Origin of the sequence: Micromonospora sp. NPDC005299 (assembly GCF_042872345.1) — a bacterium.
Classification (GTDB): domain Bacteria; phylum Actinomycetota; class Actinomycetes; order Mycobacteriales; family Micromonosporaceae; genus Micromonospora.
Window position 1 is genome coordinate 19,723 of record NZ_JBIAKG010000021.1, and the last position, 24,909, is coordinate 44,631.

At 73.5% G+C, this 24,909-nt stretch carries 23 protein-coding genes and 1 pseudogene; 10 read left to right on the top strand and 14 right to left on the bottom strand.

Annotation, left to right across the window (positions count from 1 at the left end; all coding sequences use genetic code 11):
* Positions 1-37: 37 nt before the first annotated feature.
* A complete protein-coding gene (locus ACFYPD_RS32690) occupies positions 38-1,333 on the bottom strand; it encodes an MFS transporter (protein ID WP_387122197.1) in 1,296 nt (431 codons plus the stop codon).
* Complete coding sequence (gene pdxH, locus ACFYPD_RS32695; RefSeq protein ID WP_387122200.1) at positions 1,330-1,959, bottom strand: pyridoxamine 5'-phosphate oxidase; 630 nt, start codon at positions 1,957-1,959, stop codon at positions 1,330-1,332. The genes ACFYPD_RS32690 and pdxH overlap by 4 nt, the downstream gene beginning before the upstream one ends.
* A 271-nt stretch (positions 1,960-2,230) precedes the next feature.
* Here pdxH and ACFYPD_RS32700 point away from each other — a divergent pair, with 271 nt between their 5' ends.
* The 4 genes from ACFYPD_RS32700 to ACFYPD_RS32715 all read left to right on the top strand — a co-directional run bounded on the left by ACFYPD_RS32700 (position 2,231) and on the right by ACFYPD_RS32715 (position 7,035).
* Positions 2,231-3,337, top strand: coding sequence for a citrate synthase 2 (locus ACFYPD_RS32700; protein ID WP_387122202.1), 1,107 nt, complete (start codon positions 2,231-2,233; stop codon positions 3,335-3,337).
* A 247-nt stretch (positions 3,338-3,584) separates the two neighbouring features.
* Positions 3,585-4,712 (top strand): phosphoserine transaminase, encoded by a 1,128-nt coding sequence (gene serC / locus ACFYPD_RS32705; RefSeq protein ID WP_387122205.1) that lies wholly within the window; start codon positions 3,585-3,587, stop codon positions 4,710-4,712.
* A gap of 188 nt (positions 4,713-4,900) precedes the next feature.
* The gene (sepH, locus tag ACFYPD_RS32710; RefSeq protein WP_387122208.1) at positions 4,901-5,989 is read left to right on the top strand and encodes a septation protein SepH; all 1,089 of its coding nucleotides are present in this window, start codon (positions 4,901-4,903) and stop codon (positions 5,987-5,989) included.
* A 59-nt stretch (positions 5,990-6,048) separates the two neighbouring features.
* On the top strand, positions 6,049-7,035 hold the full coding sequence (locus tag ACFYPD_RS32715) for an aldo/keto reductase (RefSeq protein WP_387122211.1): 987 nt from the start codon (positions 6,049-6,051) through the stop codon (positions 7,033-7,035).
* Between the two features lie 55 nt (positions 7,036-7,090).
* Here the strand turns inward: ACFYPD_RS32715 and thpR are convergent, their stop codons facing one another.
* The 5 genes from thpR to ACFYPD_RS32740 all read right to left on the bottom strand — a co-directional run bounded on the left by thpR (position 7,091) and on the right by ACFYPD_RS32740 (position 11,659).
* Positions 7,091-7,669 carry an RNA 2',3'-cyclic phosphodiesterase gene (gene thpR / locus ACFYPD_RS32720; RefSeq protein ID WP_387122214.1) on the bottom strand — a complete coding sequence of 193 codons (579 nt, stop codon included), beginning with the start codon at positions 7,667-7,669 and terminating at the stop codon, positions 7,091-7,093.
* A 3-nt stretch (positions 7,670-7,672) separates the two neighbouring features.
* Positions 7,673-8,182, bottom strand: coding sequence for a hypothetical protein (locus ACFYPD_RS32725; RefSeq protein WP_387122217.1), 510 nt, complete (start codon positions 8,180-8,182; stop codon positions 7,673-7,675).
* A 119-nt stretch (positions 8,183-8,301) separates the two neighbouring features.
* Positions 8,302-9,588: an MFS transporter gene (locus tag ACFYPD_RS32730; RefSeq protein ID WP_387122220.1), complete on the bottom strand. Its 1,287-nt coding sequence runs from the start codon at positions 9,586-9,588 to the stop codon at positions 8,302-8,304.
* 76 nt (positions 9,589-9,664) lie between these two features.
* Complete coding sequence (locus tag ACFYPD_RS32735) at positions 9,665-10,114, bottom strand: MarR family winged helix-turn-helix transcriptional regulator (protein ID WP_387122223.1); 450 nt, start codon at positions 10,112-10,114, stop codon at positions 9,665-9,667.
* Positions 10,115-10,177: 63 nt separating this feature from the next.
* Positions 10,178-11,659 carry an NCS2 family permease gene (locus ACFYPD_RS32740; RefSeq protein ID WP_387122226.1) on the bottom strand — a complete coding sequence of 494 codons (1,482 nt, stop codon included), beginning with the start codon at positions 11,657-11,659 and terminating at the stop codon, positions 10,178-10,180.
* A 90-nt stretch (positions 11,660-11,749) separates the two neighbouring features.
* On the opposite strand from ACFYPD_RS32740, the gene ACFYPD_RS32745 reads away from it, so the two are divergent.
* Complete coding sequence (locus tag ACFYPD_RS32745; RefSeq protein WP_387122229.1) at positions 11,750-12,010, top strand: DUF2530 domain-containing protein; 261 nt, start codon at positions 11,750-11,752, stop codon at positions 12,008-12,010.
* A gap of 4 nt (positions 12,011-12,014) precedes the next feature.
* On the opposite strand, the gene ACFYPD_RS32750 is transcribed toward ACFYPD_RS32745, so the two are convergent.
* Positions 12,015-12,857 carry a DUF3027 domain-containing protein gene (locus tag ACFYPD_RS32750; protein ID WP_387122232.1) on the bottom strand — a complete coding sequence of 281 codons (843 nt, stop codon included), beginning with the start codon at positions 12,855-12,857 and terminating at the stop codon, positions 12,015-12,017.
* Between the two features lie 87 nt (positions 12,858-12,944).
* Here ACFYPD_RS32750 and ACFYPD_RS32755 point away from each other — a divergent pair, with 87 nt between their 5' ends.
* Together ACFYPD_RS32755 and ACFYPD_RS32760 are read left to right on the top strand one after the other, a co-directional pair.
* Positions 12,945-14,543: an MFS transporter gene (locus ACFYPD_RS32755; RefSeq protein ID WP_387122234.1), complete on the top strand. Its 1,599-nt coding sequence runs from the start codon at positions 12,945-12,947 to the stop codon at positions 14,541-14,543.
* The gene (locus ACFYPD_RS32760; RefSeq protein WP_387122237.1) at positions 14,540-15,190 is read left to right on the top strand and encodes a futalosine hydrolase; all 651 of its coding nucleotides are present in this window, start codon (positions 14,540-14,542) and stop codon (positions 15,188-15,190) included. Before ACFYPD_RS32755 ends, ACFYPD_RS32760 begins: the two co-directional genes overlap by 4 nt.
* On the opposite strand, the gene ACFYPD_RS32765 is transcribed toward ACFYPD_RS32760, so the two are convergent.
* The gene (locus ACFYPD_RS32765; protein ID WP_387122240.1) at positions 15,162-15,983 is read right to left on the bottom strand and encodes a GNAT family N-acetyltransferase; all 822 of its coding nucleotides are present in this window, start codon (positions 15,981-15,983) and stop codon (positions 15,162-15,164) included. The genes ACFYPD_RS32760 and ACFYPD_RS32765 overlap by 29 nt on opposite strands.
* 657 nt (positions 15,984-16,640) lie before the next feature.
* On the opposite strand from ACFYPD_RS32765, the gene ACFYPD_RS32770 reads away from it, so the two are divergent.
* Complete coding sequence (locus tag ACFYPD_RS32770) at positions 16,641-17,471, top strand: 1,4-dihydroxy-6-naphthoate synthase (protein ID WP_387122243.1); 831 nt, start codon at positions 16,641-16,643, stop codon at positions 17,469-17,471.
* Here the strand turns inward: ACFYPD_RS32770 and ACFYPD_RS32775 are convergent.
* Positions 17,432-17,818 carry a cold-shock protein gene (locus ACFYPD_RS32775; protein WP_088997128.1) on the bottom strand — a complete coding sequence of 129 codons (387 nt, stop codon included), beginning with the start codon at positions 17,816-17,818 and terminating at the stop codon, positions 17,432-17,434. The genes ACFYPD_RS32770 and ACFYPD_RS32775 overlap by 40 nt on opposite strands.
* Before the next feature lie 27 nt (positions 17,819-17,845).
* Positions 17,846-18,469 carry an HAD family hydrolase gene (locus tag ACFYPD_RS32780; protein WP_387122246.1) on the bottom strand — a complete coding sequence of 208 codons (624 nt, stop codon included), beginning with the start codon at positions 18,467-18,469 and terminating at the stop codon, positions 17,846-17,848.
* A gap of 84 nt (positions 18,470-18,553) precedes the next feature.
* Between ACFYPD_RS32780 and ACFYPD_RS32785 the strand changes: the two genes are divergently transcribed.
* Positions 18,554-21,025: a helicase-associated domain-containing protein gene (locus ACFYPD_RS32785; protein WP_387122248.1), complete on the top strand. Its 2,472-nt coding sequence runs from the start codon at positions 18,554-18,556 to the stop codon at positions 21,023-21,025.
* Positions 21,026-21,033: 8 nt separating this feature from the next.
* Here the strand turns inward: ACFYPD_RS32785 and ACFYPD_RS32790 are convergent, their stop codons facing one another.
* Positions 21,034-21,270 (bottom strand): hypothetical protein, encoded by a 237-nt coding sequence (locus ACFYPD_RS32790; RefSeq protein ID WP_387122258.1) that lies wholly within the window; start codon positions 21,268-21,270, stop codon positions 21,034-21,036.
* Positions 21,271-21,383: 113 nt separating this feature from the next.
* On the bottom strand, positions 21,384-22,241 hold the full coding sequence (locus ACFYPD_RS32795) for a L,D-transpeptidase family protein (RefSeq protein WP_387122251.1): 858 nt from the start codon (positions 22,239-22,241) through the stop codon (positions 21,384-21,386).
* A gap of 175 nt (positions 22,242-22,416) precedes the next feature.
* Here ACFYPD_RS32795 and ACFYPD_RS32800 point away from each other — a divergent pair, with 175 nt between their 5' ends.
* A complete protein-coding gene (locus ACFYPD_RS32800) occupies positions 22,417-24,096 on the top strand; it encodes a DNA repair helicase XPB (RefSeq protein WP_387122253.1) in 1,680 nt (559 codons plus the stop codon).
* Between the two features lie 324 nt (positions 24,097-24,420).
* Here ACFYPD_RS32800 and ACFYPD_RS32805 read toward each other — a convergent pair.
* Positions 24,421-24,816: pseudogene (locus ACFYPD_RS32805) on the bottom strand (transposase family protein); the annotation flags it as partial.
* Between the last annotated feature and the right edge of the window lie 93 nt (positions 24,817-24,909).

The following is a 24,909-nucleotide window of genomic DNA, read 5'->3' on the forward strand; positions in this document are numbered from 1 at the left end:
TCCGGCCCGGGGCGGCGGTCCGCCCCGGGGCCCCCGGTCAGGTCCGCTCGCCCGCCCCGGCGGCCCGGTAGCGGAGCAGGGCCGGGAAGACCGCCACCAGCAGCACCGCGAGCACGGCCGAGGCGAGACCGCCGCCCACCATGGCGATGGTCGTGCCGGACGCGGCGGCCATCGCGCCGGCCCGCAGGTCACCCAGGCGCGGGCCACCGGCGACCACTACCGTGTTGACGCCCTGGAGCCGGCCGCGCATCCGGTCCGGCGCGTAGATCAGCAGCATCGACTGCCGCAGGGTCGCGCTCACCAGGTCGGCGGCGCCGGCCAGGCCGAGCAGCACCACCACCAGCCAGAGCTGGCGGGCCAGCCCGGCGGCGGCGATCGCCACGCCCCAGCCGACGACGGCCACCACCAGCACGACCCCCTGCCGGCGCACCCGGCCGATCCAGCCCGAGGTGAGGCCGCCCAGCATCGCGCCGATCGCGATGGCGCTGTAGAGCCAGCCGACCGCCGCACCACCGCCGAAGCGCTCGTGCGCCAGCTCGGGGAAGAGCGCCCGGGGCATGGCCAGGATCATCGCGATCAGGTCGATGGCGAAGGAGAGCAGGAGCACGGGCGTGGTGGCCAGGTAGCGGAGCCCGTCGACGATGCTGGCCAGCCCCGCCCGGCGCGGGGTGCCGTCGCCCTCCGGGTCCGGTTCGGGCGGCATGGCCGGCAGCCGCAGGGTGGCCCAGAGCGACACGGTGAACAGCAGCCCGTCCACCCCGTACGCGATCGGCAGCCCCACGTCGGTGTGCCAGGTGGCGAAGATCAGGCCGGCGGCGAGCGGCCCGAAGACCGAGGTCGCGGTGAACGTGGTGAAGTTCAGCGTGCTGGCCGCCGGCACCAGCTCGGCCGGCACCAGGCGGGGCAGGATCGCGCTGCGGGTCGGCGATGTGATCGCGAACGCGATCGACTGCACCGCGACCAGGACCAGCAGCAGCACCGGGCTGCCCACCCGCAGCAGCGACTGGAGCAGCAGGGCCAGGGTCGACGCCCAGAGCAGGGCGCCCCCGCCCAGCAGCACCCGCCGCCGGTCCCGGGCGTCGGCGACCGCCCCGCCCCACAGCCCGAAGACCAGCAGCGGCAGGAAGCCGGCGATCCCGAGCAGGCCGACCCAGAACGAGCCGCCGGTCAGGTCGAACATCTCCACCGGCACCGCCACGGCGGTGAACTGGAAACCGAACATCGCCACGGCGTTGCCGAGCCACACCCGGCGGTACGCGGGCACGCCCAGCGGACGCAGGTCGATGGCCCAGCGGCGCGCTCCGCGCGGCCGGGCCTCCTTCACCCCCGTCACGGGGCCAGCCGCTCGATGACCCAGGCGCCGTCCCCGGTACGCCGGAACCGCAGCCGGTCGTGCAGCCGGCTGGCCCGGCCCTGCCAGAACTCCACCGTCTCCGGCCGCACCCGGAACCCGCCCCAGTGCGGCGGCGCGGGGATCTCGTCCACGTCGGCGAAGCGCTCGGCCGCCGCCCGGTACGCCGCGTCCAGCGCCGCCCGGTCCGGCACCACCCGGGACTGGGTGCTGGCCCAGGCGCCGAGCTGGGAGCCGCGCGGCCGGGCGGCGAAGTACGCCTCGGTCTCCGCCCGGTCGACCCGGGTCACCGGACCGGTGACCGTCACCTGGCGGTGCATCGGGAACCAGGGGAAGACCAGGCTGGCCCACGGGTTGGCGGTCGCCTCGCCGCCCTTGCGGGAGCCGTAGTTGGTGTAGAAGACGAACCCGTCCGGGTCGTACCCCTTGAGCAGCACGGTGCGGCCGCTCGGCCGCCCCTCGGCGTCGGCCGTGCCGACCACCATGGCGTTCGGTTCGGGCAGCGGATGCGCCACCGCGTCGGCGAACCAGCGGGCGAACTGGGTGTGCCAGTCCGGCGCGAGATCCGATTCGGAAAGGCCCAGGTCGGCGGCGTACTCGTTACGCATGCCGGCCGGGGCAGGTGTGTCGCCCGTCACTCTCGTCGTCCCTCTCCCGGGGATGCCGGCGTCCCCCGACGCTGGCCAGGCCCCGCCACCCAGTCTTCTCCAGCCCGGGAGCTTGTCCACCGGCGGGGATGTCATGTGACGCACACTCGCCGCGGGTCGCGGAGCCGTTGCCGAGCAGGCAAGATGTTCCGAACACACCCCTGAGGGTCGCCCAAGCCGCGGGCCCGTCAGCCCGCGCGGCCACCACCACCGCCGGAAGCCAGGAGACGACATGGCCGACTTCAAACCGGGCCTGGAGGGCGTCGTAGCCTTCGAGACCCAGATCGCCGAACCGGACCGCGAGGGCGGCGCGCTGCGCTACCGCGGCGTGGACATCGAGGATCTGATCGGTCAGGTCTCCTTCGGCAACGTCTGGGCGCTGCTGGTCGACGGGCGCTTCGGTCCGGGCCTGCCGCCGGCCGAGCCGTTCCCGGTGCCGGTGCACTCCGGCGACATCCGCGTCGACGTGCAGTCCGCGGTCGCCATGCTCGCCCCGTACTGGGGGCTCAGCCAGCTCCTCGACATCTCCGACGAGCAGGCCCGCGAGGACCTGGCCCGGGTGTCGGTCACCGCGCTGTCCTTCGTCGCCCAGTCCGCCCGCGGCCTCGGGCTGCCGGCCGTGCCGCAGAAGGAGATCGACAAGGCGGAGACCATCGTCGAGCGGTTCATGAAGCGCTGGCGGGGTGAGCCCGACCCGCGGCACGTCAAGGCCGTCGACGCCTACTTCATCTCGGCCGCCGAGCACGGTCTGAACGCCTCCACCTTCACCGCCCGGATCGTCGCCTCCACCGGCGCCGACGCCGCCGCCTGCATCTCCTCCGGCATCGGCGCGCTCTCCGGCCCGCTGCACGGCGGCGCGCCGTCCCGGGTGCTCAGCATGCTGGAGGCCGTCGAGCGCAGCGGCGACGCCGAGGGCTACGTCAAGGGCGTCCTCGACCGGGGCGAGCGGCTGATGGGCTTCGGCCACCGGGTCTACCGGGCCGAGGACCCCCGCGCCCGGGTGCTCCGCCGCACCGCCAAGGAGCTGGGTGCGCCGCGCTTCGAGATCGCCGAGGCGCTGGAGAAGGCCGCCCTGGCCGAGCTCCAGGCCCGCCGCCCGGACCGGGTCCTCGCCACCAACGTCGAGTTCTGGTCGGCCGTGGTGCTGGACTTCGCCGAGGTGCCGGCGCACATGTTCACCTCGATGTTCACCTGCGCCCGGATGGGCGGCTGGTCCGCGCACATCCTGGAGCAGAAGAAGCTCCAGCGGCTGGTCCGCCCGTCGGCCCGCTACATGGGGCCGGGCAGCCGCAAGCCGCAGCAGGTCGAGGGCTGGGACGCCATCCCGCACGGCGTCTGATCCTTCCCGCGTACCCCTCGCCAGGGCTCGGTCCGTCGCGGACCGGGCCCTGGCGCCTGTGGCGCATCCCTCAGCACCGGGAGTGGGACCAGCCGTCGGGCCGGGCCACCCGGGTGCGAGGATGAAGGCCGGCAGCGCCGCCGGACCGGGCTCGGACCCGGCTCCGCCGCGCGCCCGCGCGTGGCCGTCGTCGCTCCGCGCCCGCTGAAGGGCCCGCCCTCGCCCACGCGGAAGGATCGAGAACACCGTGGCTGACGCACCGACCATCCGGATTCCCGACGACATCAAGCCCGCCGACGGCCGCTTCGGCTGCGGGCCGTCCAAGGTCCGTCCCGCGGCGGTCTCCGCACTCGCCGACGTCGCCACCAGCTACCTGGGCACCTCGCACCGGCAGAAGACGGTCCGCGACCAGGTGGCCCGGCTGCGCCGCGGCATCGCCGAGTTCTTCTCCCTCCCGGAGGGCTACGAGGTGGTGCTCGGCAACGGCGGCACCACGGCCTTCTGGGAGGTCGCCGCCTTCGGCCTGGTGCGCGACCGGGCCCAGTTCGCCAGCTTCGGCGAGTTCGGCGCCAAGTTCGCCAAGTCGGTCAAGGACGCGCCGTTCCTGGGCGAGCCGACCGTGCGCAAGTCCGAGGCGGGCAAGGCGCCGACCCTGGTCGCCGAGGCGGGCGTGGACGTCTACGCCACCCCGCACAACGAGACCTCCACCGGCGTGGCGGTGCCGATCAGCCGGGTGCCGGGCGCCGACGAGGGCTCGCTGCTGCTGGTCGACGCCACCTCCGGCGCCGGCGGCCTGGAGGTCAACGTCGGCGAGACCGACGTCTACTACTTCGCCCCGCAGAAGTGCTTCGGCTCCGACGGTGGTCTCTGGCTGGCCCTCATGTCGCCGGCCGCGCTCGCCCGGGCCACCGAGATCAAGGAGTCGGGCCGCTACATCCCGGCGTTCCTGGACCTGGTCACCGCGATCGACAACTCGCGGCTGGAGCAGACCTACAACACGCCCGCGCTGGCCACCATCTTCCTGGCCGCCGAGCAGACAGACTGGATGAACTCGCAGGGTGGGCTGGCCTGGGCGGCCAAGCGCACCGCCGAGAGCGCCGGCATCGTCTACGGCTGGGCGGAGCGTTCGTCGTTCGCGACCCCGTTCGTGACCGACCCGGCGCTGCGTTCCAACGTGGTCGCCACCGTCGACTTCGCCGACGGGGTGGACGCCTCGGCGATCGCCAAGGCGCTGCGCGCCAACGGCATCGTGGACACCGAGCCCTACCGGAAGCTCGGCCGCAACCAGCTCCGCGTCGCGCTCTTCCCGGCGGTCGAGCCGGCCGACGTGGAGGCGCTCACCGCGTCCATCGACTACGTGGTCGAGCGACTCTGATCGTCTGGTGACGGTGGGTGGCCGTCGGGGCTCCGGCGACCACCCACCGTGATCATCGCCGCAGCTCAGTCGCAACATGCCGAGTGTCGCTTCCCCAAGCTCGGGGTAGATGAGCGTACGGTGGTCCGAGACGCCCGGGTGGCCGGCTCGTGGCGTGACGGCCAGCGAAGCGGGACGGAGGCAAGCCCATGCGCCCAGTACGCTTCGTCGCCCTCTCGGAGGACGGCCAGGCTCTGGTGCTCGCCGACGAGGTCGGACGCCTGCTCGCCCTGCCGATCGACGAACGCATCGCCTCGGCGCTGCACGCCGAGCCGGGCGCGGCCCCGCTCGCGGTGGTGCCCAGTGCCGCCGACCCGACGCCGTCGCTGTCCCCGCGGGACATCCAGGCCCGGATCCGCTCCGGCGAGTCCGCCGAGGACGTCGCCCGGATCGCCGGCGTCCCGGTCGACCGCGTCCTGCGCTACGCCGGCCCGGTGCTCCAGGAGCGGGCCATGCTCGCCCAGCACGCCCGGCGCACCCGGCTCAAGGGCGCCGAGAAGCCCACCCCGCTGGCCGAGGTGGTCAACGGCCGGCTGGCCCAGCACGGGATCGACACCGAGAAGATCTCCTGGGACGCCTACCGGCGCGACGACGGCACCTGGCGGATCATCGCCACCTGGCCGTCCGGCAAGGCCACCGCGCAGGCGGTCTGGGACCTCGACAAGCTTCGGCAGAACGTCACGCCCCACGACGACATGGCGCAGTACCTGTGCGCCGAGCGTCCCACGCCGATCCTCGGCCAGGAGCCGGCTCCGGAGCGGGGCGGCCACGCGCTGCCCGGCCCGTCGCGCGGCGAGCCGAGCCGGGGCGGGCACGGCCTGCCGTCGCCCGCCGAGCACGCCCGTCCGGGCCGGGACCCGATCCGCGCCGGCCGGGACGCGCTGCTCGCCTCGCTGGACCGGCCGCTCGGCGGCACGTCCGGTCGCGGTCTGGACACCCGCTCCCCGGCCGCGCTGGCCGGGTCCGACGCCCCCCGCCAGCGGGCGGTCACCGGAGGCGCTGCCGCGCTGCTCGGCGGCGGCCAGGGCTCCGCGTTCGACGACGACTCGGACGCGCCGAAGGAGATCCCGGCCGTGCCGTCGCTGGCCGTGCTCCGGCCGCGGCGCACCGGCCCCGCGGCGGCGACCGGCGGCACCGGCACCGAGTCCACCGAGGCCGGTGGCAAGCCGCGCAAGCGCCTGCCGAGCTGGGACGACGTCCTCTTCGGCACCGGCCCGGCGGCCCGCGAGTCCTCCTGACCACGGTCCACCCTGGCGAGCTTGAGGCACTCTAAGTGCCCGCGTGCCAGGGTGGACCCATGGAGTACACGAACCTGGGACGCACCGGCCTGTCGGTGAGCCGGCTCTGCCTCGGCACCATGAACTTCGGGCCGCAGACCGACGAGCCGGACAGCTTCGCCATCATGGACCGGGCACTGGAACACGGCATCAACTTCTTCGACACCGCGAACGTCTACGGCTGGAAACTCGGTGAGGGCGTCACCGAGCAGATCATCGGCCGCTGGTTCGCCCAGGGCGGCGGGCGCCGCGACAAGGTCGTCCTGGCCACCAAGGTCTACGGCAAGATGGGCGAGTGGCCCAACGAGCAGGGCCTGAGCGCCCGGCACATCATCCGGGCCTGCGAGGACTCGCTGCGCCGGCTGCAGACCGACACCATCGACCTCTACCAGATGCACCACATCTCCCGGACCACGCCGTGGGAGGAGATCTGGCAGGCCATGGAGACCCTTGTCGCCCAGGGCAAGGTCCTCTACGTCGGCTCGTCCAACTTCGCCGGCTGGCACATCGCCCAGGCGCAGGCCGCGGCCGGCCGCCGCAACTTCCTCGGCCTCGTCTCCGAGCAGTGCATCTACAACCTGATGACCCGGCACGTCGAGCTGGAGGTGGTCCCGGCCGCGCAGCACTACGGGCTGGGCATCATCCCCTGGTCGCCGCTGCACGGCGGGCTGCTCTCCGGGGTCATCCGCAAGATGGCCGAGGGCGGCGCGGCCCGCGGCGCCACCGGCCGGTCGGCCGACGCGCTCGCCGAGCACCGGTCCACCATCGAGGCGTACGAGAAGCTCTGCGCCGACCTCGGCCACGACCCGGCCGACGTGGCGCTGGCCTGGCTGCTCTCCCGCCCGGGCGTGACCGCCCCGATCGTCGGCCCGCGCACCATGGACCAGCTCGACCGCAACCTGGGCGCGCTGGCCGTGCGGCTCGACGAGGCCACGCTGGAGAAGCTCGACGAGCTCTTCCCGCCGGTCGGCAACGGCGGCCCGGGCCCCGAAGCCTGGGCCTGGTAGTTCCCCGCGCCGGGGCGGGCCGTCCGCCCGCCCCGGCGAGCCAGGGGAGGGCCGGTCAGACGGGCCAGGCGGCCAGGCGGTCGTAGGTGGGGCGCGGGCCCGGGTGGCTGCGCACCAGGACCAGCTCGTCGGCGCTCCACTCCGGGCCGAGGTAGTCGTGCAGGGTCTCCCGGTCGGCGAGCACGTCGGCGCGGTCGATCCGGTCGCCGGGGCGGGCGATGGTCAGGTGGGCCCGGAACGGCTTCTCGTCGTGCGGCAGCCGGGCCCGGCGCAGCCCGGACCGGATCAGCCGGGCGAGCACGGTCAACCCGTCGACCTCGCCGCGGAGGTCCACCCAGAGCACCGTGAACCGGCCGCGTCCGAAGCTGCCCCCGCCGCCGAGCCGCAGCAGCGGGGAGCTGCCCCGGGCGTCCCGGAACGTCTGCGCGGCGAGGCCGAGCGCGCTCTCCACGTCGACCAGCCGGTCGTCGGGAGTGTCGCCGAGGAAGGCCAGGGTGAGGTGCACGTTGGCCGGGTCGGCCAGCCGGACGTTGGTGCCGGCGGCCGCGGCGGCTCCGGTGCGCAGCCGGGCCACCTGGGCGCTCAGGTCGTCGACCGCCGGCTTCGGCGGGTAGACGGCGACGAAGAGCCGCACCGGTCAGCGGTGCCGCTGGTGGTGGCCCGGACGGGCGGCGGGCAGGGTGAGCCCGGCCGCGTGCAGGAGGCCCTCGACGCGTACCCGTTCGATCTCCCGGTCGACGCCCTCCAGCTCGGCCAGGTGCTCGGCGATGCCCAGCGCCCCGCAGGCGGCCCGCAGCCGCTCGTCGTACGCGTCGATGACCGCGCCGTGCCACACCACCGAACGGTCGGCGGCGGCGAGCCGGTGGCCGCCGAGGCGGCGCAGGTCGACGGCGAGCTGTTCCAGCGGGCGGCGGTCCGCCCGGTCGAACTCGGTGAGGTCGATGTCGCGGGTGAGCGACTCGGCCTCGATGGCCCGGTCCAGCCGGGCGATGGTGCGGCGTTCCCGGCGCTGTTCGCGCCACTCCGCCCAGCCGCAGGCCACCCGGTCGAGGATCTCGTCGGCGCAGAAGACCAGCGCGAAGAGGGCCGGCAGGCAGCAGACGGCGAGGATCGCCAGCATCAGCAGCAGTCCTCGCACCACTCCCACGTATCGACGCTATGCCGCGTCGTCCCGGCCCGCCACCCGATTGGCGAGATCCGGACGCGAATGAATGAGGAAGGACCGGTACCCGCGGGCGGGAACCGGTCCTTCGGGTGGTCGACGGGTCACTCCGCCCCGGGCGACACCACGTAGAAGCGCGGCATGGGCAGCACCCGCATCCGCAGCCGGGCGCCGGAGCGGCGCAGCTGCCAGGTGAGCGCCAGCAGGGCGGCGGCCAGCGAGATCAGGCCACCGATCCAGATGCTCGCGCCGGCGCCGTAGGTCTCGGCCACCCAGCCGATGAGCGGCGCGCCCACCGGGTTGGTGCCCAGGAAGACGAGCACCCAGAGCGCCATCACCCGGCCCCGGAAGGCGGCGTCGACGCCGAGCTGGACCCGCTGGTTGGCGGCCTGGGCGAAGAAGACCATGAAGAACCCGGTGGGCAGCAGCAGCGCCACCACCAGCCAGTACGTCGGGGCGAGCCCGACCAGGGTGCCGAAGCTGGCACAGCCGACCGCCGCGCCGAGCACCAGCCAGACCGAGGGCCGGCTGCGCCGCCCGGTGCCGGACAGGGCGCCGGTGAGCGCGCCGACCGCCAGCGCGGTGCTGAACAGGCCGAAGGAGGCGGCGCCGGTGTGGAACACGGTCTTGGCCAGTGCGGCGAGGGTGAGCTGGAAGTTGAACAGGCTCATCCCGATCACCGACATGACGAACATCGGCAGCAGGAGGTCGGGGCGACGGGCGACGTACCGGAGGCCGTCCACGACCTTGGCCTGGTCGCGCTGGCCGGCCGGCGGCAGGTCCTTGCGGTGCAGCTCCGCGGCGCGCATGCGGACCACGTTGACCAGCGGGGCGATCGAGCTGAGCGCGCTGAACATGAAGACCGGGCCGACGTCGAAGGCGGCGATGGCCAGGCCGGCGACGGCCGGGCCGACGATCCGGGCCGAGTTGAAGGTGGCCGCGTTGAGCGAGAGCGCGTTCGGCAGCAGCGGCACGCCGACCAGCTCGGAGACGAACGCCTGCCGGACCGGGGTCTCCACGGCGTTGGCGACGCCGAGCAGGGCGGCGAACGCGAAGACGTGCCAGAGCTGCACCAGCCCGGTGACCACCAGGATGCTCATCACCAGCGCCAGCACGGTCCAGAACGCGTTGGCGACGAAGAGCAGCAGCCGCTTGTCGTAGCGGTCGGCGAGGCGGCCGGAGAGCAGGGTCAGCAGGAGGACGGGGGTGAACTGCATCGCGGTGACCACACCGAGCGCGGTCGCCGAGTTGTCGCTGAGCTCGAGGACGAGCCAGTCCTGGGCGATGAACATCATCCAGACGCCGATCAACTTGATCAACTGTCCGGTGGTGAAGAGTCGGTAGTTACGGACTCGTAGGGACTGGAACATCGTGCTCAGCTTGGCCTGCACTCTAGGTGCGCCTCCTCGCGATCATGTACGCCTCATCCACAACGGACGAAGCGGACCGCGGGACGCGGGTACCCGCTCAGGCGCGAGCGATGCCCTGGAGGATCTCGGCGGCACGCCGCAGCGTGTCGCGTTCCTCCTCGGTCAGGGCAGCCAACCGGCTGGCCAGCCACTCGTTGCGGGCCCGCTCGAACTGGTCGAGCACGGCCCGTCCTCCCTCGGTCGCCGCCAGGATGACCTGCCGTCCGTCGGTCGGGTGGGGGGTGCGCTGCACAAGGCCGCGCTCCTCCAGCTTCGCGACGATCTTCGTCATCGTGGGCGGCTGCACCCGCTCGACGTCGGCCAGCTCCCGGGGTGTCAGGGCGCCCGCCAGGTTGAGGCTGGTGAGCGCCGAGAGCTGGGTGACCGTGAGGTCGCCGACCGGCCGGGCCTGTCGGACCCGCCGGTTGAGTCGAGTGATCGCATCACGCAGCTGAGGGGCCAGCTGCGCCGGTGGCACGCGTTTCGCCGTCACCGTCCGCTCCGTCACGTTAGTTAGCTTAACTAATGAGCCTGGCTAACGACATGCGATATGACCAGGCTCACCAGGAGGTCAGAGCACCACGGACTCGATCGGCCCGCGCAGGAAATAGAGGATGAACAGCGCGGCCACCCCGTACAGCAGGGGGTGGACGTCGCGGGCCCGGCCCTTCGCCAGCTTCAGCAGCACGTAAGTGATCACACCCGCGCCGATGCCGTTCGAGATCGAGTAGGTGAAGGGCATCAGCACGATGGTCAGGAACGCGGGGATGGCGATCTCGTAGTCGGTCCAGTCGATCGTGCGCACCGCGGTCATCATCAGGAAGCCGACCACCACCAGCGCCGTCGACGCGGCCTCGAAGGGCACCACCACCGCCAGCGGCGCCAGGAACATGGCCAGCAGGAACAGGCTGCCGGTGACCAGGTTGGCCACCCCGGTCCGGGCGCCCTCCGCGACCCCGGCGGCACTCTCGATGTACGACGTGTTGCTCGACACCGAGGCCGCGCCACCCGCCGCGGCGGCGATCGAGTCGACCAGCAGGATCTCCCGCGCCCGCGGCGGAGTGCCCCGCTCGTCGAGCATGTCGCCCTCCTGGCCGATCGCGACCATCGTGCCCATGGTGTCGAAGAAGTCCGTGATCAGCAGGGTGAAGACGAACATCAGCGGGACCAGCCAGCCGACCCGGGTCCACGAGTCCAGCACGTTGAAGTTGCCGAGCAGCGAGAGGTCGGGGATGTCCACCACCTTCTCCGGCAACTCGGGCACGTTCAACGCCCAGCCCTTGGGGTTCGGCTTCCCGTCGACGAAGGACGGCCCGATGTTGCCGACCGCCTCCACGACGATCGCCAGCACGGTGGACGCCAGGATGCCGATGAGGATCGCGCCGCGGACCCGGCGTACCACCAGCACCAGGGTCAACAGCAGACCCACCACGAAGACCAGCAGGGGCCAGCTGACGATCCTGCCGCCGATGCCCAGCCCGACCGGGACCGTGGTGTGCGCCGCGTCCGGCACCCGCCGGACGAAGCCGGCGTCGACCAGGCCGATGATGGTCAGAAAGAGGCCGATGCCGACGCCGATCGCCGTCTTGAGCTGGGTCGGCACCGAGCGGAACACCGCCGTACGCAACCCGGTGAGCACGAGGATGCCGATCAGCACACCCTCGATCACCACGAGGCCCATGGCGTCCGCCCAGGACATCTGCGGCGCGATCTCGAACGCGACCAGCGCGTTCACGCCCAGCCCGGCGGCCAGCGCGATCGGGAACCGGGCCACCACCCCCATCAGGATGGTCATCACGCCGGCGACCAGGGCGGTGGCCGCCGCCAGCGCCGGGATGGCGAGCTTGCGCCCGTCGCCGTCGACCGCACTGCCCAGGATCAGCGGGTTCAACACCACGATGTACGCCATCGTGAAGAACGTGGCCAGCCCGCCCCGGACCTCCCGGCCCGGCGTGGACCGGCGGGCGGAGATCTCGAAGAAGCGGTCGAAGGCGTTGCGCGGGTGCGCGGGATCAGGTGGGGTGCCGTGGTCCGGCGGCGGCGCAATGGCCATCGGGTCCTCACATATCGATCAACCGGTTGTCGCGCGCATCGTCCCAGATCACCGACGGGGCAGGGAAGAACGGTCGCGTACGCTGGGCCGGTGCCCCAGGAGCAACCGCCGCGGCCCGAGCCGCTCGACCCGCCGATGGTGCCGTTCGCCCTCGCCGGGCTGGCCGCCTGGGCGGTGGCCGGGCTGGTGCTGCTGATCTTCTTCCGCGACTGGCTCACCGCGCACGGGCACCAGAACTGGCTCTGGACCTGCCTGGCCGGTTTCCTGTGGGGCTTTCCCGGGCTGGCCGTGATGATGCGGCACGACGCCAACCGGCGCCGCCGCCGAGGTGCCACCGCCCGTCAGGGCTGAACGGTCAGGGGTGGCCGTACGGCTCCGCCGGCTCGGCCGCCTCCACCGAACCCGGTGCCCGGCTCACCGACATCGCCTCCACCGCGCTGTCGTCGTAGACCGTGGGCAGTTCGTCCACCGGGGTCTCGGCCGCCGCCTCGATCAGCGTCTCGGAGTGGGCGCCGCAGCCGTGGTCGGCGCTGACCACCCGACCGTCGTCGGGGGCGTAGAAGTTGCCGCAGGCGCCGAAGGACTGCCGCAGCGCGCCGGCGAGCGGCAGGTAGAAGCCGCAGGTGCCGCAGCGGGCGGCGGCCGGCGCGGCCACCGAGATCGCGGCGTTGGGGCCGTGGTCGCCGTCGTACCAGCGCTGAGCGGCGTCGGTGCGGCCCTCGCGGGACAGCACCCGGGGCCGGCCGAGGCCCAGTTCCCAGGCGGTCTCCTCCACGGCGGGGTCGTCGGAGAGCAGGTAGCCGGGGGCGAGCCGCTCGTCGTCCGCCGGGGTCGGGAGCAGGTCACCCGGGCCCAGGTCGCCCGGCTTGAGCCGCTCCTGCCAGGGCAGCCAGCCCGGGGCGAGCAGCGCGTCGGCACCCGGCAGCAGCACCGTCTCGCAGATCGTGACCGTGCGGCTGCGCGGCACCCGGGTCACCGTGACGGCCCAGCGCCAGCCCCGGTAGCCGGCCAGGCGGCACTCGAAGTAGTGGGTGACGAGCCGTTCGCCCTCGGCGACGGCCTGGAGGTGCTCGCCGACGTCGGCGGGGTCCACCTCGGTGATGGCGGCGCGGGCCACATCGACGGCAGCGGCGCACAGCTGGTCGAGCCGGGGAGCGCGGGCGGAGGCGGGCCTGGTCACCGGACCATTGTTCCCCATGCCTGCCGTCGGATGACAGGCACTCCCCGGAGTCGTTCTCTCCGGGTGGTGCGGCGCGCGTGGATCAGATGGGCGAGGATGGGACACATGCCGCTGTCCTCCCGCTCCGGCCGGTCCGTCCTCGGGCGGACCGTCGGCACCGGCATCCGTGCCACCCGCCTGCTGCTCCGGGGCTCGCTGCACGGCGGGCGGTGGATGACCCGGCGGGCCGGGACGGCCCGGGCCCGCAGCGCCGGCAACGAGGTCGGCATGGTCCGCCTCTTCGACCTGCACGCGCTCTCCTGCGCCGGGGACACCCTGATCGCCATCGGCCTGGCCGGCACGATCTTCTTCGACGTCCCGCTGGGCGAGGCGCGCAACAAGGTCGCGCTCTACCTGCTGGTGACCATGGTCCCGTTCGCCATGCTGGCCCCCGTGGTCGGTCCGCTGCTGGACCACTTCCGGCACGGCCGCCGCTACGCGCTCGCCGCCACCATGCTGGGCCGGGCCTTCCTGGCCTGGCTGATCTCCGACTACATCGGCGGCTTCGGTCTCTACCCGGCCGCGTTCGGGGTGCTCGCCCTCTCCCGCGCGTACGGGGTGGCCCGCTCGGCCGCGGTGCCCCGGCTGCTGCCCGAGGGAATCGGGCTGTCCCAGGTGGGCGCCCGGGCGAGCGTCTACGGCACGGTGGCCGGCGCGCTGGTCGCCCCGATCGGGCTGGCCGCGTTCTGGTTCGGGCCGCAGTGGCCACTCCGGGTCGCCTCGCTCATCTTCCTGATCGGCATGGTGATCTCGCTGCGGCTGCCGCCGCGGGCCGACTCGGAGCCACCGGAGCGCGTGCCGCGGCCGCTGCGGGCGCTGCGCCGGCGGGACGGGGAACGCCCACTGGGCCGGGGTCGGCCGGCCGGCCGGCTGGTGATCGCCACCCTGATCGGCGCGGCGGCGCTGCGCGGGCTCTACGGCTTCCTGCTGCTCTTCCTGGCCTTCGCGATCAAGGCCGGCGACCTGACCACCGACTTCTTCGGCCGGAACCTGGGCGCCCAGGGCGCGCTGGGCCTGGTCGGTGGCGCACTGGCGGTGGGCACCTTCCTGGCCACCGCGATCGGCACCCGGCTGCGCATCCACCGCCCGGCGGCGATCCAGTCCAGCGGCACGGTCGTCGTGGCCGGGGTGGCGGTGCTCGCCGCGCTGAAGTTCTCGCTGCCCATGGTGGCGCTGCTCTGCCTGGTCACCTCACTGTTCAGCGGGATCGCCAAGCTGGCGGTCGACGCCTCGATCCAGGAGCGGATCCCGGAGCGGCTGCGGGCCAGTTCCTTCGCCCACTCGGAGACGGCGCTGATGCTGGCCTTCGTGGCCGGCGGCGGGCTCGGGTTGGTCCCGTTCACCGGCCCGGTCGGCGTGGCGGTCGCCGCCTGCGTGGCCGCGCTGGTGGCCGCCCGCGGTGTGCTGGTGGCCACCCGGCTGCGCGGCGAGCACCTGGTCGGCCGCCCGCTCGGCGACGACGAACTGGCCACCGAGCCCGGTACGGAGTTCGACGATCCCGCCCCCACCTCGCCGGCCCCGCCCCCGGCCGACCGGCCGCTCCCCGCCGATGACGACGAGCTGGCACCGCCCGGGTTCCACATCTACCGCCCCTCGTCCTCCGTGGGCGGGCCGGGCGGCAGCGAGGAGGAGAACCGGCGGGAGCCCCGGGGACCGGTGGCGTGACCGGGTTGCTGGTGGTGACCGCGGTGCCCGCCGAGGCGGACGCGGTCCGGGCGGGCCTCACCGATCCCACGGTCACCGTCGCGCCGGTCGGGGTCGGACCCGCCGTCGCCGGCGCCGCCACCGCGCGGCTGCTGGCGCTCGCCGAGGCGGCCGGACGGCCGTACCGGGCGGTGGTCAGCGCGGGCATCGCGGGCGGCTTCGTCGGCCGCGTGCCGGTCGGCGGCACCGTGCTGGCCACCCGCAGCGTCGCCGCCGACCTGGGTGCCGAGTCCCCCACCGGCTTCATCCCGCTGGAGGAGCTGGGCATGCCGCCGGAGCTGCTGGGCGGCGGCAGCGTCGTACCCGCCGATCCGGGCCTGCTGGGCGCCCTGCGGACCGCCCTGCCGGCGGCCACCGTGGGCGCGGTGCTCACGGTCAACACGGTGACCGGCACCGCCGCGAGCACCGCCGCCCTCGCCGACCGTCACCCCGACGCCGTGGCGGAGGCCATGGAGGGGTACGGCGTCGCCGTCGCCGCCACCCAGGCCGGCCTCCCCTTCGCCGAGCTGCGCACGGTGTCCAACCCGATCGGCCCCCGCGACCGCGGATCCTGGCGCATGCGCGAGGCGTTCGCCGCACTCACCGCGGCGGCAGCCGCCCTCCGCTGACCGGCCGGTCGAACCGCAGCGCCGCCGGTCGGCTCGCCTTCAGCTCGAACCCGCACGCGAGCAGGAACCTTGCGCCGCCGCTCTCGGCGATCGCGTGCGCTGACTGCACGCCGGCCGCGTCCATCTCCGCCACGAGCGCGGCGACCAGCCGCCGCCCGATGCCCAGCAACCGGTACGCCGGCGCGACGAGCACGCCGTCCAGCACCACCTGCCGCTGGCCCAGCTCGGGATGCCCGATGAGCAGGTCGCTGCTGCGTTCGTGCGCGCGCAGCTCACCGACGAGATCGCCGTCGGGCAGCTCGGCGACGAACCGCCAGGACGTCGACGGCAGCGCCGGGTCGACGTAGCGGCGGACCAGGTGATCGCGGCGCACCCGCTCGCGCAGCCGCTCCCGGTCCCGCACGGTGCGATCGAGCCGGAACGTCACGGCTGGCAACGCGGGCCAACGGTGGGGTGGAACGTTGAACCAGTGCGCCCACCAGGCGCCGGGCCAGTCCTTCGGCTCGCGCACCTCGCGGGCGTCCAGGTGGGCGGGGCAGTGCCGCCCCGCCGCGTCCCGCAACTCCTCTTGCGGCACCGCCGCCAGCTCACCGGTCTCCGGCCCTTGGAGCACGATCCGACCGGCCACGGCACCGACGAGCCGCTCGACGGTGCGGAAGCTCGGATCCGCTGACCGGCCCGACTCGATGCGGGCGATCGTGGCCTGCGGCACCCCGGACCTACCGGCCAGCTCCCGCTGGCTCAGATCAGCCGCGCGGCGCAGCGCCCGCAGCGTCGCAGGCAGATCAGTCACGGACTCGGCGTCGGTCACCGAGCCATGTTCGGGCGGCCTCCCGGTCGCCCTCAACCCCGACGTATCCACCTGTGGACAACCATGTGGAAAACCCCGCCGGCTGGGGATGAATGGGGTCGCTGGCGGCTACGAACTTGATGACGTAGGTGATTCAGGACTCAGACGGAGGCGGCTGTGGGCATCAGAGGTCGCTCCCGGCGTCAGAGGTGGCGGCGGAGGTCATTCGTAGGCGGTTGGCGGCGGCAGGCGGCCGGTGCCGGTGGCAGGCGGCCGGTGCCGGTGGCAGGCGGCCGGTGCCGGTGGCAGTGCCGGGTCGGTGTGGGTGGTCAAGCATGCGACGCCCGGAGATCCGGACCTCAACGCCGGTGCCCTGCATCGGGCGCACGTTGTCAACGGCGTGCCGCGATCCACTCACGTCATCAAGCTCCTAGCGACTGGACAAGTGGCACGAGGCTGAGCCGGGGAGTCACAACTCAACGCCGGCACCCTCCGCCGGGCGCACGTTGTCAACGGTCCACCGCGATCCACTCACGTCATCAAGTTCGTAGCGGCTGAGCAGGAGGCGCCGGGGCTGACGGGCAGGCACGACAGGTCGCCCGTCACACCTGGCGGGGCCGGGGTGGTGGGCACCGGATCGGGCGGGGTTACGGTGGGGGCGTGGCGCTCTCCCTGGCGATCTCGCCCTGCCCCAACGACACCTTCGTCTTCGACGCTCTCGTGCACGGCCGGGTGCCCGGCGCGCCGGCCGTGCACGTGACCTACGCCGACGTGGACGTCACCAACACGGCCGCCGAGCGTGGGGCGTTCGACTTGGTGAAGGTGAGCTACGCGGCGTTGCCGTGGCTGCTCGACGACTACCACCTGCTGCCCTGCGGGGGCGCGCTGGGCCGGGGTTGCGGTCCGCTCGTGCTCACCCGGGGCGACCGGACCGACCTCTCCGGCGCGACGGTGGCGGTGCCGGGCGAGCGGACCACGGCGTACCTGCTGTTCCGGCTCTGGGCGGCGGAGCAGCCGCCGGCGCGGATCGAGGTGGTGCCGTTCCACGAGATCATGCCGGGGGTGGCAGCCGGGCGGTACGACGCCGGGCTGGTGATCCACGAGGCGCGCTTCACCTACCCGCGGCACGGGCTGACCGCCCTGGTCGACCTGGGCGAGTGGTGGGAGGGCGACACCGGGCTGCCGATCCCGCTCGGCGCGATCCTGGCCCGCAAGGGCGCGGTGGACCCGGTCGAGGCGGCCGCCTGGATCCGCGAGTCGGTCCGGCAGGCGTGGGCCGACCCGGAGGCCAGCCGGGAGTACGTCCTCGCGCACGCGCAGGAGATGGAGCCCGACGTGGTGGACCGGCACATCGGCCTCTACGTCAACGAGTTCACCGCCGACCTGGGAGAGGCCGGCTTCGCCGCCGTGGAGGCGCTGCTGGGCCGGGCCGCCGACGCCGGGCTCGTCCCTCAGACCTCCAGCTCGCGCGCCACCGCGTGGACCAGCTGAGCGATCTTCTGCGCGGTCTTCCGGTCCGGGAAGCGGCCCCGGCGCAGGTCCGGCTGGACCTTCGCCTCCAGCACCTTGATCATGTCTTCGACCAGGCCGTGCAGCTCCTCGGCCGGCCGGCGGCGCAGCTCCGCCACCGAAGGTGGCGCCTCCAGCAGCTTGACCCCCATCGCCTGGGCGCCCCGCCGGCTGTCCACCACGCTGAAATCGACCCGCTGGCCGCCCTTCAGGTCGGTGACACCCGCCGGCAGCGCGCCCTTCGGCAGGAACACGTCGCCACCCTCGTCGCTGGTGACGAACCCGTATCCCTTGGCCGCGTCATACCACTTCACTCGACCCGTCGGCACCTGAAACCCCTGCTTCGCTCGGAACCTCTACCCCTCCAAGGCTAGCCCGATGATCCGGTCGAGCGCCGCCGGGAATCCGGCGAGATCATCCAGCACCACGTGTGCTCCGGCCGCGCTCAGCTCCTCCCTTGAGCAGGGGCCGGTCGCCACTCCCACGCCCGGGATTCCCGCAGCTTGTGCGGCGGCCATGTCGGCCACGTGGTCGCCGACGTAGAGGGTCGCGCCGTGCTCCCCCAGCGCGGTCCCCTTCTGCTCGGCGAACAGGTCACCGGCCAGCTCGTCGACGGCCAGGCCGAGGTGGTCCAGGTGCAGCTTCGCCAGCCGGCCCATCTTCGCGGTGACCACCATGACGCGGCCGCCGCGCGCGTGCACCGCCGCGATCGCGGCCTCCGCGCCGGGCATCGGCAGGGCCGGGGTGATCGCGTACGCCGGGTAGAGCTCCCGGTACGCGGTCACCGCCTCCTCGACCCGCTCCGGCGGGAACCAGTGCGCGATCTCGGTGCGCAGCGGCGGCCCGAGGCGGGAGACCGCCAGCTCCGCGTCGACGGGCACGCCGGTGCGCGCGGTCAGCGCCCGGAAGGCGGCCGCGATGCCGGGGCGCGAGTCGACCAGGGTCATGTCGAGGTCGAATCCGACCATCAGTGGGGGCATGTCGAGAACGTACCCGCCCAAGCCGGACCGAGCCGGACGTCCGAGGGGCGCGACGGCCCCCGGCCGGGCTAGCGTGGAACGACGATGACCACCTCATTCGCCGACCATCTGCGGACCCTTCCCGACGAGTCCCTGGCCGCCCTCCTCCAACTGCGGCCGGACCTCGTCGTACCGGTGCCGGCAGACGTCTCCGCCCTCGCCATCCGCGCCCAGTCGCGGGTCTCCGTGGCGCGGGCGCTCGACGGGCTGGACCAGTTCACCCTCCAGATCCTGGACGCCGCCCGGCTCACCCGGGACCCGGAGAGCGGCGGCACCGCCACCGAGGCCATCCTGGCCCTGGCCACCTCCGGCCCGCACCCGCCCGCCCCGACCGCGGTCCGCGGCGCCGTGAACCGACTCCGCGCGCTCTTCCTGCTGTACGGGCCGGAGCACGACCTGCACGTGGTGGGCGGCGTCGACGAGGTGTCCCCGTACCTGGCGGGCCTGGGCCGGCCGGCCGCGGAGCTGGACCCGCGGGCGGCGGCCGTCTGCACGGACCCGGCGAAGCTGCGGCGGACGCTGCTGGCCGCGCCGCCCTCGGCCCGGGCGATCCTGGACCGGCTCGCCGCCGGCCCGCCGGTCGGCACCGTGCCCCCGGGCGCGCTGGAGGCCCCCGCCACCGGCGAGGAGGACATCCTCCCGCCGGACCTGGTCAACGGCGGGGCGGCCACCGGCTCCCCGATCCGCTGGCTGGTGGAGCACCGGCTGCTCGTGCGGATGTCGGCCGTCAAGGGCGGCGGCACCGTCGAACTGCCCCGCGAGGTGGGGTTGCTGCTGCGGCGGGACACCGGCCCGCTCGGTCCGCTGCGCACCAGCCTGCCGGAGGTGTCGAGCCCGCCCCGGGAGGCCAAGGCCGTCGACTCGGCCGGCGCCGGGCAGACCATGGAGGTGGTCCGGCACACCGAGGCGCTGCTGGAGGCCCTGGCCGCCGAGCCGGCCCCGGTGCTGCGCTCCGGCGGCGTGGGCGTCCGCGACCTGCGCCGGCTCGCCCGCGGCCTCGGGCTGGACGATCCGACGACCGCGCTGCTCTTCGAGGTGGCGTACGCGGCCGGGCTGGTCGGCGAGCTGGACCTGACCGGGGCGGCCACCAGCCGGTACGGGGGCGACCAGCAGATCCTGCCCACCGGCGGGTACGAGGTGTGGCGGGCCGCCTCGCTGGCCCAGCGCTGGGAGCAGCTGGCCCGGGCCTGGCTGACCATGACCCGCCAGGTGGGCCTGGTCGGCCAGCGCGACGACCGGGACCGGCCCATCTCGGTGCTCTCCGCCGAGGCGGAACGGGCCGGCGCGCCGGCCGCCCGGCGTTCGGTGCTCGCCGTGCTGGCCGACCTGCCTCCGGCGACCGCCCCGACGCCCGACGAGGTGCTGGAACTGCTGGACTGGCGGGCGCCGCGCCGCGCCCGGGGCCGGGAGGGTGCGCACCGCGAGGTGCTGGCCGAGGCGGCCCAGCTCGGGGTGACCGGACTCGGGGCGCTGACCTCGTACGGGCGGCTGCTGCTGGCCGAGTTGAACGACGCCGACGAGCGGGCCGACGACCCGCTCGGGCTGCGCTCCGAGGCCGAGTCGGGCGAGCCGTCCACCGCCGTCCGCGCGCTGGACGCGCTGCTTCCCGCCCCGGTCGACCACTTCCTCGTGCAGGCCGACCTGACCGTCGTGGTGCCCGGCCCGCCCGACCCGGCGCTCGCCGCCGAACTGGACGTGGTGGCGGAGCACGAGTCGGCCGGCGGGGCGAGCGTGTACCGGGTCACCACGGCCAGCGTGCGGCGGGCCCTGGACGCCGGCTACTCGGCCGACGACCTGCACGCGCTGTTCCGCCGCCGGTCGCGTACCCCGGTGCCGCAGGGGATGAGCTACCTGGTGGACGACGTGGCGCGCAAGCACGGCGGGCTGCGGCTCGGCTCGGCCGGCGGCTACGTGCGCAGCGACGACGAGGCGCTGCTCACCGAGGTGCTGTCCGACAAGCGGCTGGAGGCGCTCGCGTTGCGCCGGCTGGCCCCGACGGTGCTGATCACCCCGTACCAGGTGAACCGGATGCTGATCGCGCTGCGCGACGCCGGTTACGCGCCGGTGGCCGAGGACGCCGGCGGCGCGACCGTGCTCGCCCGGCCGAAGACCCGGCGGGCGCCGGCCCGGGTACCGTCGGCCAGCCGCAGCCTGGACCCCCTGGCGGCGCCGCGGCTGCCGATGCCCCGGCTGCTCGGCGTGGTCGACCAGATCCGCCGGGGCGACGCGGCGGCCCGGGCGGCGCGGCGGGCTCCGGCGGTGGTCCGCGGCGGGTCGGCGCGCACCGGCCCGGGGCCGGCACACACCCACAGCGATGCCCTCGCAGTGCTCCAGCAGGCGGTGCGGGACAAGGCGCTGGTCTGGGTCGGCTACGTCGACGCGCATGGGGCGACCGCGTCCCGGCTGGTCCGGCCGGTGTCGATCGGGGCCGGCTACCTGCGCGCCGAGGACGAGCGCACCGAGATGCTGCACACGTTCGCGCTGCACCGGATCACCGCGGCGGTGCTGGAGGACTGACCGCCGTTTTAGTCCCCGTTGCGGCGCAGGGTGCCGACCACCGAGACGGTGAGCAGCAGCGCGAACGCCGCACCGGCCGACTCGCCGACCGAGTCCACGAAGCCCTGCCGCTGGACCAGCAGCCCGAACAGGAACCAGCCGAAGACGCCGGTGGCGGCGGCCGCGTAGCCGACCAAGGCTGCCGGTGAGACCTCCTGCTGGCGCGCCCGGTCGTCCTCGGGAAGCACGTCGTGATTGACGGTCATCTCCAGTCCCTCCCGCCCCGTGGTGGACCCGGCCTCCAGCGTGGCACCGGAGGGGGTCACCCGGACAGGGGATAAAACCCTGATCCGGGCGGGAGGTCACGCCCGGTCGGGTATCAGGTGCCGGGGCGGCGGCCGAAGACGACCACCCGGGTGCCGACCGAGCCCAGCTCCCAGAGCCGGACCGCGTCGCGGTGCAGCAGGTTCACGCAGCCGTGCGAGCCGATCGAGGAGTTGTGCAGGTAGGTCGTGGTCTCGTGGAACCCGATCCCGCCGTTGAACCGCTGCCAGTAGGGCAGCCACACCTCGTACGGGTTGGACCACTCCCGCATGTTCTTCCCACCCACCGAGTAGGTGCCGGCCGGGGTGGCGTAGCCGGCCATGCCGGTGCGGGTCACGGTCGGGCCCATGACCACCTTCCCGCCGCGCATGGCCCAGACGGTCTGCCGGGTCAGGTCGACGCAGAAGGTGGTGCCGGAGCCGGCGCGGCAGCGCCCGGTGTCGGTGCCGGCCAGCCGCTTCGCCACGTCGTACGTGGTGGCGCCGGCGCGACCGGCGGCCGGGCTGATCCCGTACCGGCGCTGGAACTTCTTGATGGCGGCGCAGTCGGCGGCCGACTGCTTGCCGTCCACGGTCAGCGTCCCGAAGCCGCCCAGCCGGGTCAGGTACGTCTCCACGGCCCGCTGCTGCTCCCCCTGGGGGCAGCCCGTCGAACGAGACGGGGTCGGCTTCGGCGTGGTGCTGCGGCTGGGCTTCGGCGTGGCCGTCCGGCTCGGCTGCGCCGACGGGGACGCGGTCGGCTGCTCCGGCGCGGGCGGCGCGCTCGCCCCCGATGCCTGTTCCGTCACGCCGACGGGGGCCGGGGCGGCCGCCCCGGATCCGTCGCCCTGCGGATCGAGCGCGCACGCACCGACGCCGACCAGCACGACCGCTGCCAGGCCGATGGCCCGGGCGGCGAAACGGACACGCTTCATGGGCCCTCCCCCTGGACAGTTGTCCCGCTTGCTAGACGTCTGGGAGGAGTGTGCCGTTGCCTGTCCAACGAGACTTTTTCCGGACACCCGTCGGCGTGCAACACTGGATGGTCCGCCTTCGGCAGGTCAGCCGCCGTGCGGGCGAGAATTTCCGGCATAGGGAGAGGACGCTGGCGTGAGCGGTGGACCACTGATCGTGCAGTCGGACAAGACCCTGCTGCTGGAGATCGACCACCCCGACGCGCAGGCGTGCCGGATGGCCATCGCGCCCTTCGCTGAGCTGGAGCGCTCCCCCGAGCACGTGCACACCTACCGGCTCACCCCGCTGGGGCTGTGGAACGCCCGAGCCGCCGGCCACGACGCCGAGGGCGTGGTGGACACGCTGATCAAGTACTCCCGCTACCCGGTGCCGCACGCGCTGCTGGTCGACGTGGCCGAGACGATGGACCGCTACGGCCGGCTCCAGCTCGCCAACGACCCGGCGCACGGCCTGGTGCTCCGCGCGCTGGACCGGGTGGTGCTGATCGAGGTCGCCAAGAGCAAGAAGCTCGCCGGCATGCTCGGCCCGAAGCTCGACGACGACACCATCCAGGTGCACCCCTCCGAGCGGGGCCGGCTCAAGCAGGCGCTGCTCAAGCTCGGCTGGCCCGCCGAGGACCTGGCCGGCTACGTGAACGGCGAGGCGCACCCGATCGAGCTGGCCGAAGCCGGCAAGGACGGCGGCAAGCCGTGGACGCTGCGGTCGTACCAGCGGGAGGCCGTCGAGGCGTTCTGGGCCGGCGGCTCCGGCGTGGTGGTGCTCCCCTGCGGCGCCGGCAAGACCCTCGTCGGGGCGGCGGCCATGGCCGAGGCCAAGGCCACCACGCTGATCCTCGTCACCAACACGGTCGCCGGCCGGCAGTGGAAGCGCGAGCTGATCGCCCGCACGTCGCTCACCGAGGAGGAGATCGGCGAGTACTCGGGCGAGCGCAAGGAGATCCGCCCGGTCACCATCGCCACGTACCAGGTGCTCACCTCGCGGCGCGGCGGCGCGTTCACCCACCTCGACCTGTTCGGCGCCCGCGACTGGGGCCTGGTCGTCTACGACGAGGTGCACCTGCTGCCCGCGCCGATCTTCCGCTTCACCGCGGACCTCCAGGCCCGCCGCCGGCTCGGCCTCACGGCGACCCTGGTACGCGAGGACGGCCGCGAGGGCGACGTCTTCAGCCTGATCGGCCCGAAGCGGTACGACGCGCCGTGGAAGGACATCGAGTCGCAGGGCTGGATCGCCCCGGCCGAGTGCACCGAGGTACGGGTCACGCTGACCGACGCCGAACGGATGGCGTACGCGACGGCCGAGGCCGAGGAGCGCTACCGGATGGCGGCGACGGCGCGGACGAAGCTGCCGGTGGTGCGGGCGCTGGTGCAGCGGCACCCGGACGAGCAGGTGCTGGTCATCGGCGGGTACATCGACCAGTTGCACCAGCTCGGGGAGTATCTCGACGCGCCGATCGTGCAGGGGTCGACGACGAACCGCGAGCGGGAGCGGTTGTTCGACGCGTTCCGGTCCGGTGAGGTGAAGACGCTGGTCATCTCCAAGGTCGGGAACTTTTCCATCGACCTGCCGGAGGCTGCCGTCGCTATTCAGGTGTCGGGGACGTTTGGGTCTCGGCAGGAGGAGGCGCAGCGGTTGGGGCGCGTGCTCCGGCCGAAGGCCGATGGGCGGCAGGCGCACTTCTACACGGTGGTGTCGCGGGACACGATCGACACCGAGTACGCGGCGCACCGGCAGCGCTTCCTGGCGGAGCAGGGGTACGCGTACACCATCGTGGACGCGGACGATGTGCTGGGACCGAAGCTGCCCAGCGTGGAGTGACGATTGGCCGGCTCCACCTTGTTGCCCAGCTCGTGAAAGGCCTTCTCTGCATTCGTCTAACCAGCCTGATCGGGCGGCTTGCTGCCTCATCGCTACCTGAGGCCCGGCTTGGTCTCGCAGGTCCTGATTTGGGGACCGTCCGCCTTAGATGGATGCTGAGTGAGTTCAGTTCCTCGATGGCGGCGATGTCCATACGACAGCATCCATTCGGACCAGCGGATTAACAACGAGGCTGGCGTTGGACGGTGTCCGTTGGCTGAGGGAGCCGCACCTAAGGGACGTCTCGTAATTCGGTGAAGGCGTTGTCCGTGACCGCGTTGGTGCTCACCCGGTGAGGGCGATGTTGTGCAGGTGGGCGATGGCGGATGCGGTGTCGGTCAATGTGCTGCCGGCGCGGCGGTAGTCACGCAGGATTTTCCAGCATTTGAGCCTGGCCAGGGCGTGTTCGACCTGTGCGCGGACGGTGCGGTGCTGGGCGTTGAGGTCTTCCTTCCACGCCGGTAGCGGGCTGCCGTCGCGGTTCTTGCGGTACGGGATGATGACCTCCGGGTTGCCGCGGTAGCCGCCGTCGGCCATGACGGGCCGTCCGGCCAGCTTCTGGTCGATGCCGGAGGTGCGGTAGACGATGGTGTCGTTGCGGTTGCCGGGCTGTGGGTCGCCGACGGCGATGACGAGGCGGGTGCTGGCGTCGATGGCGACCTGCAGGTTCGTCGAGTAGCGGTCCTACCTTCTTTCAAGGTTGAGCGGGCCAGTCGTAGGGTCCGGGAGATCCAGGGGCGTCGGGTGTGGCTCAGTATCGGTTGCCGTACGCAT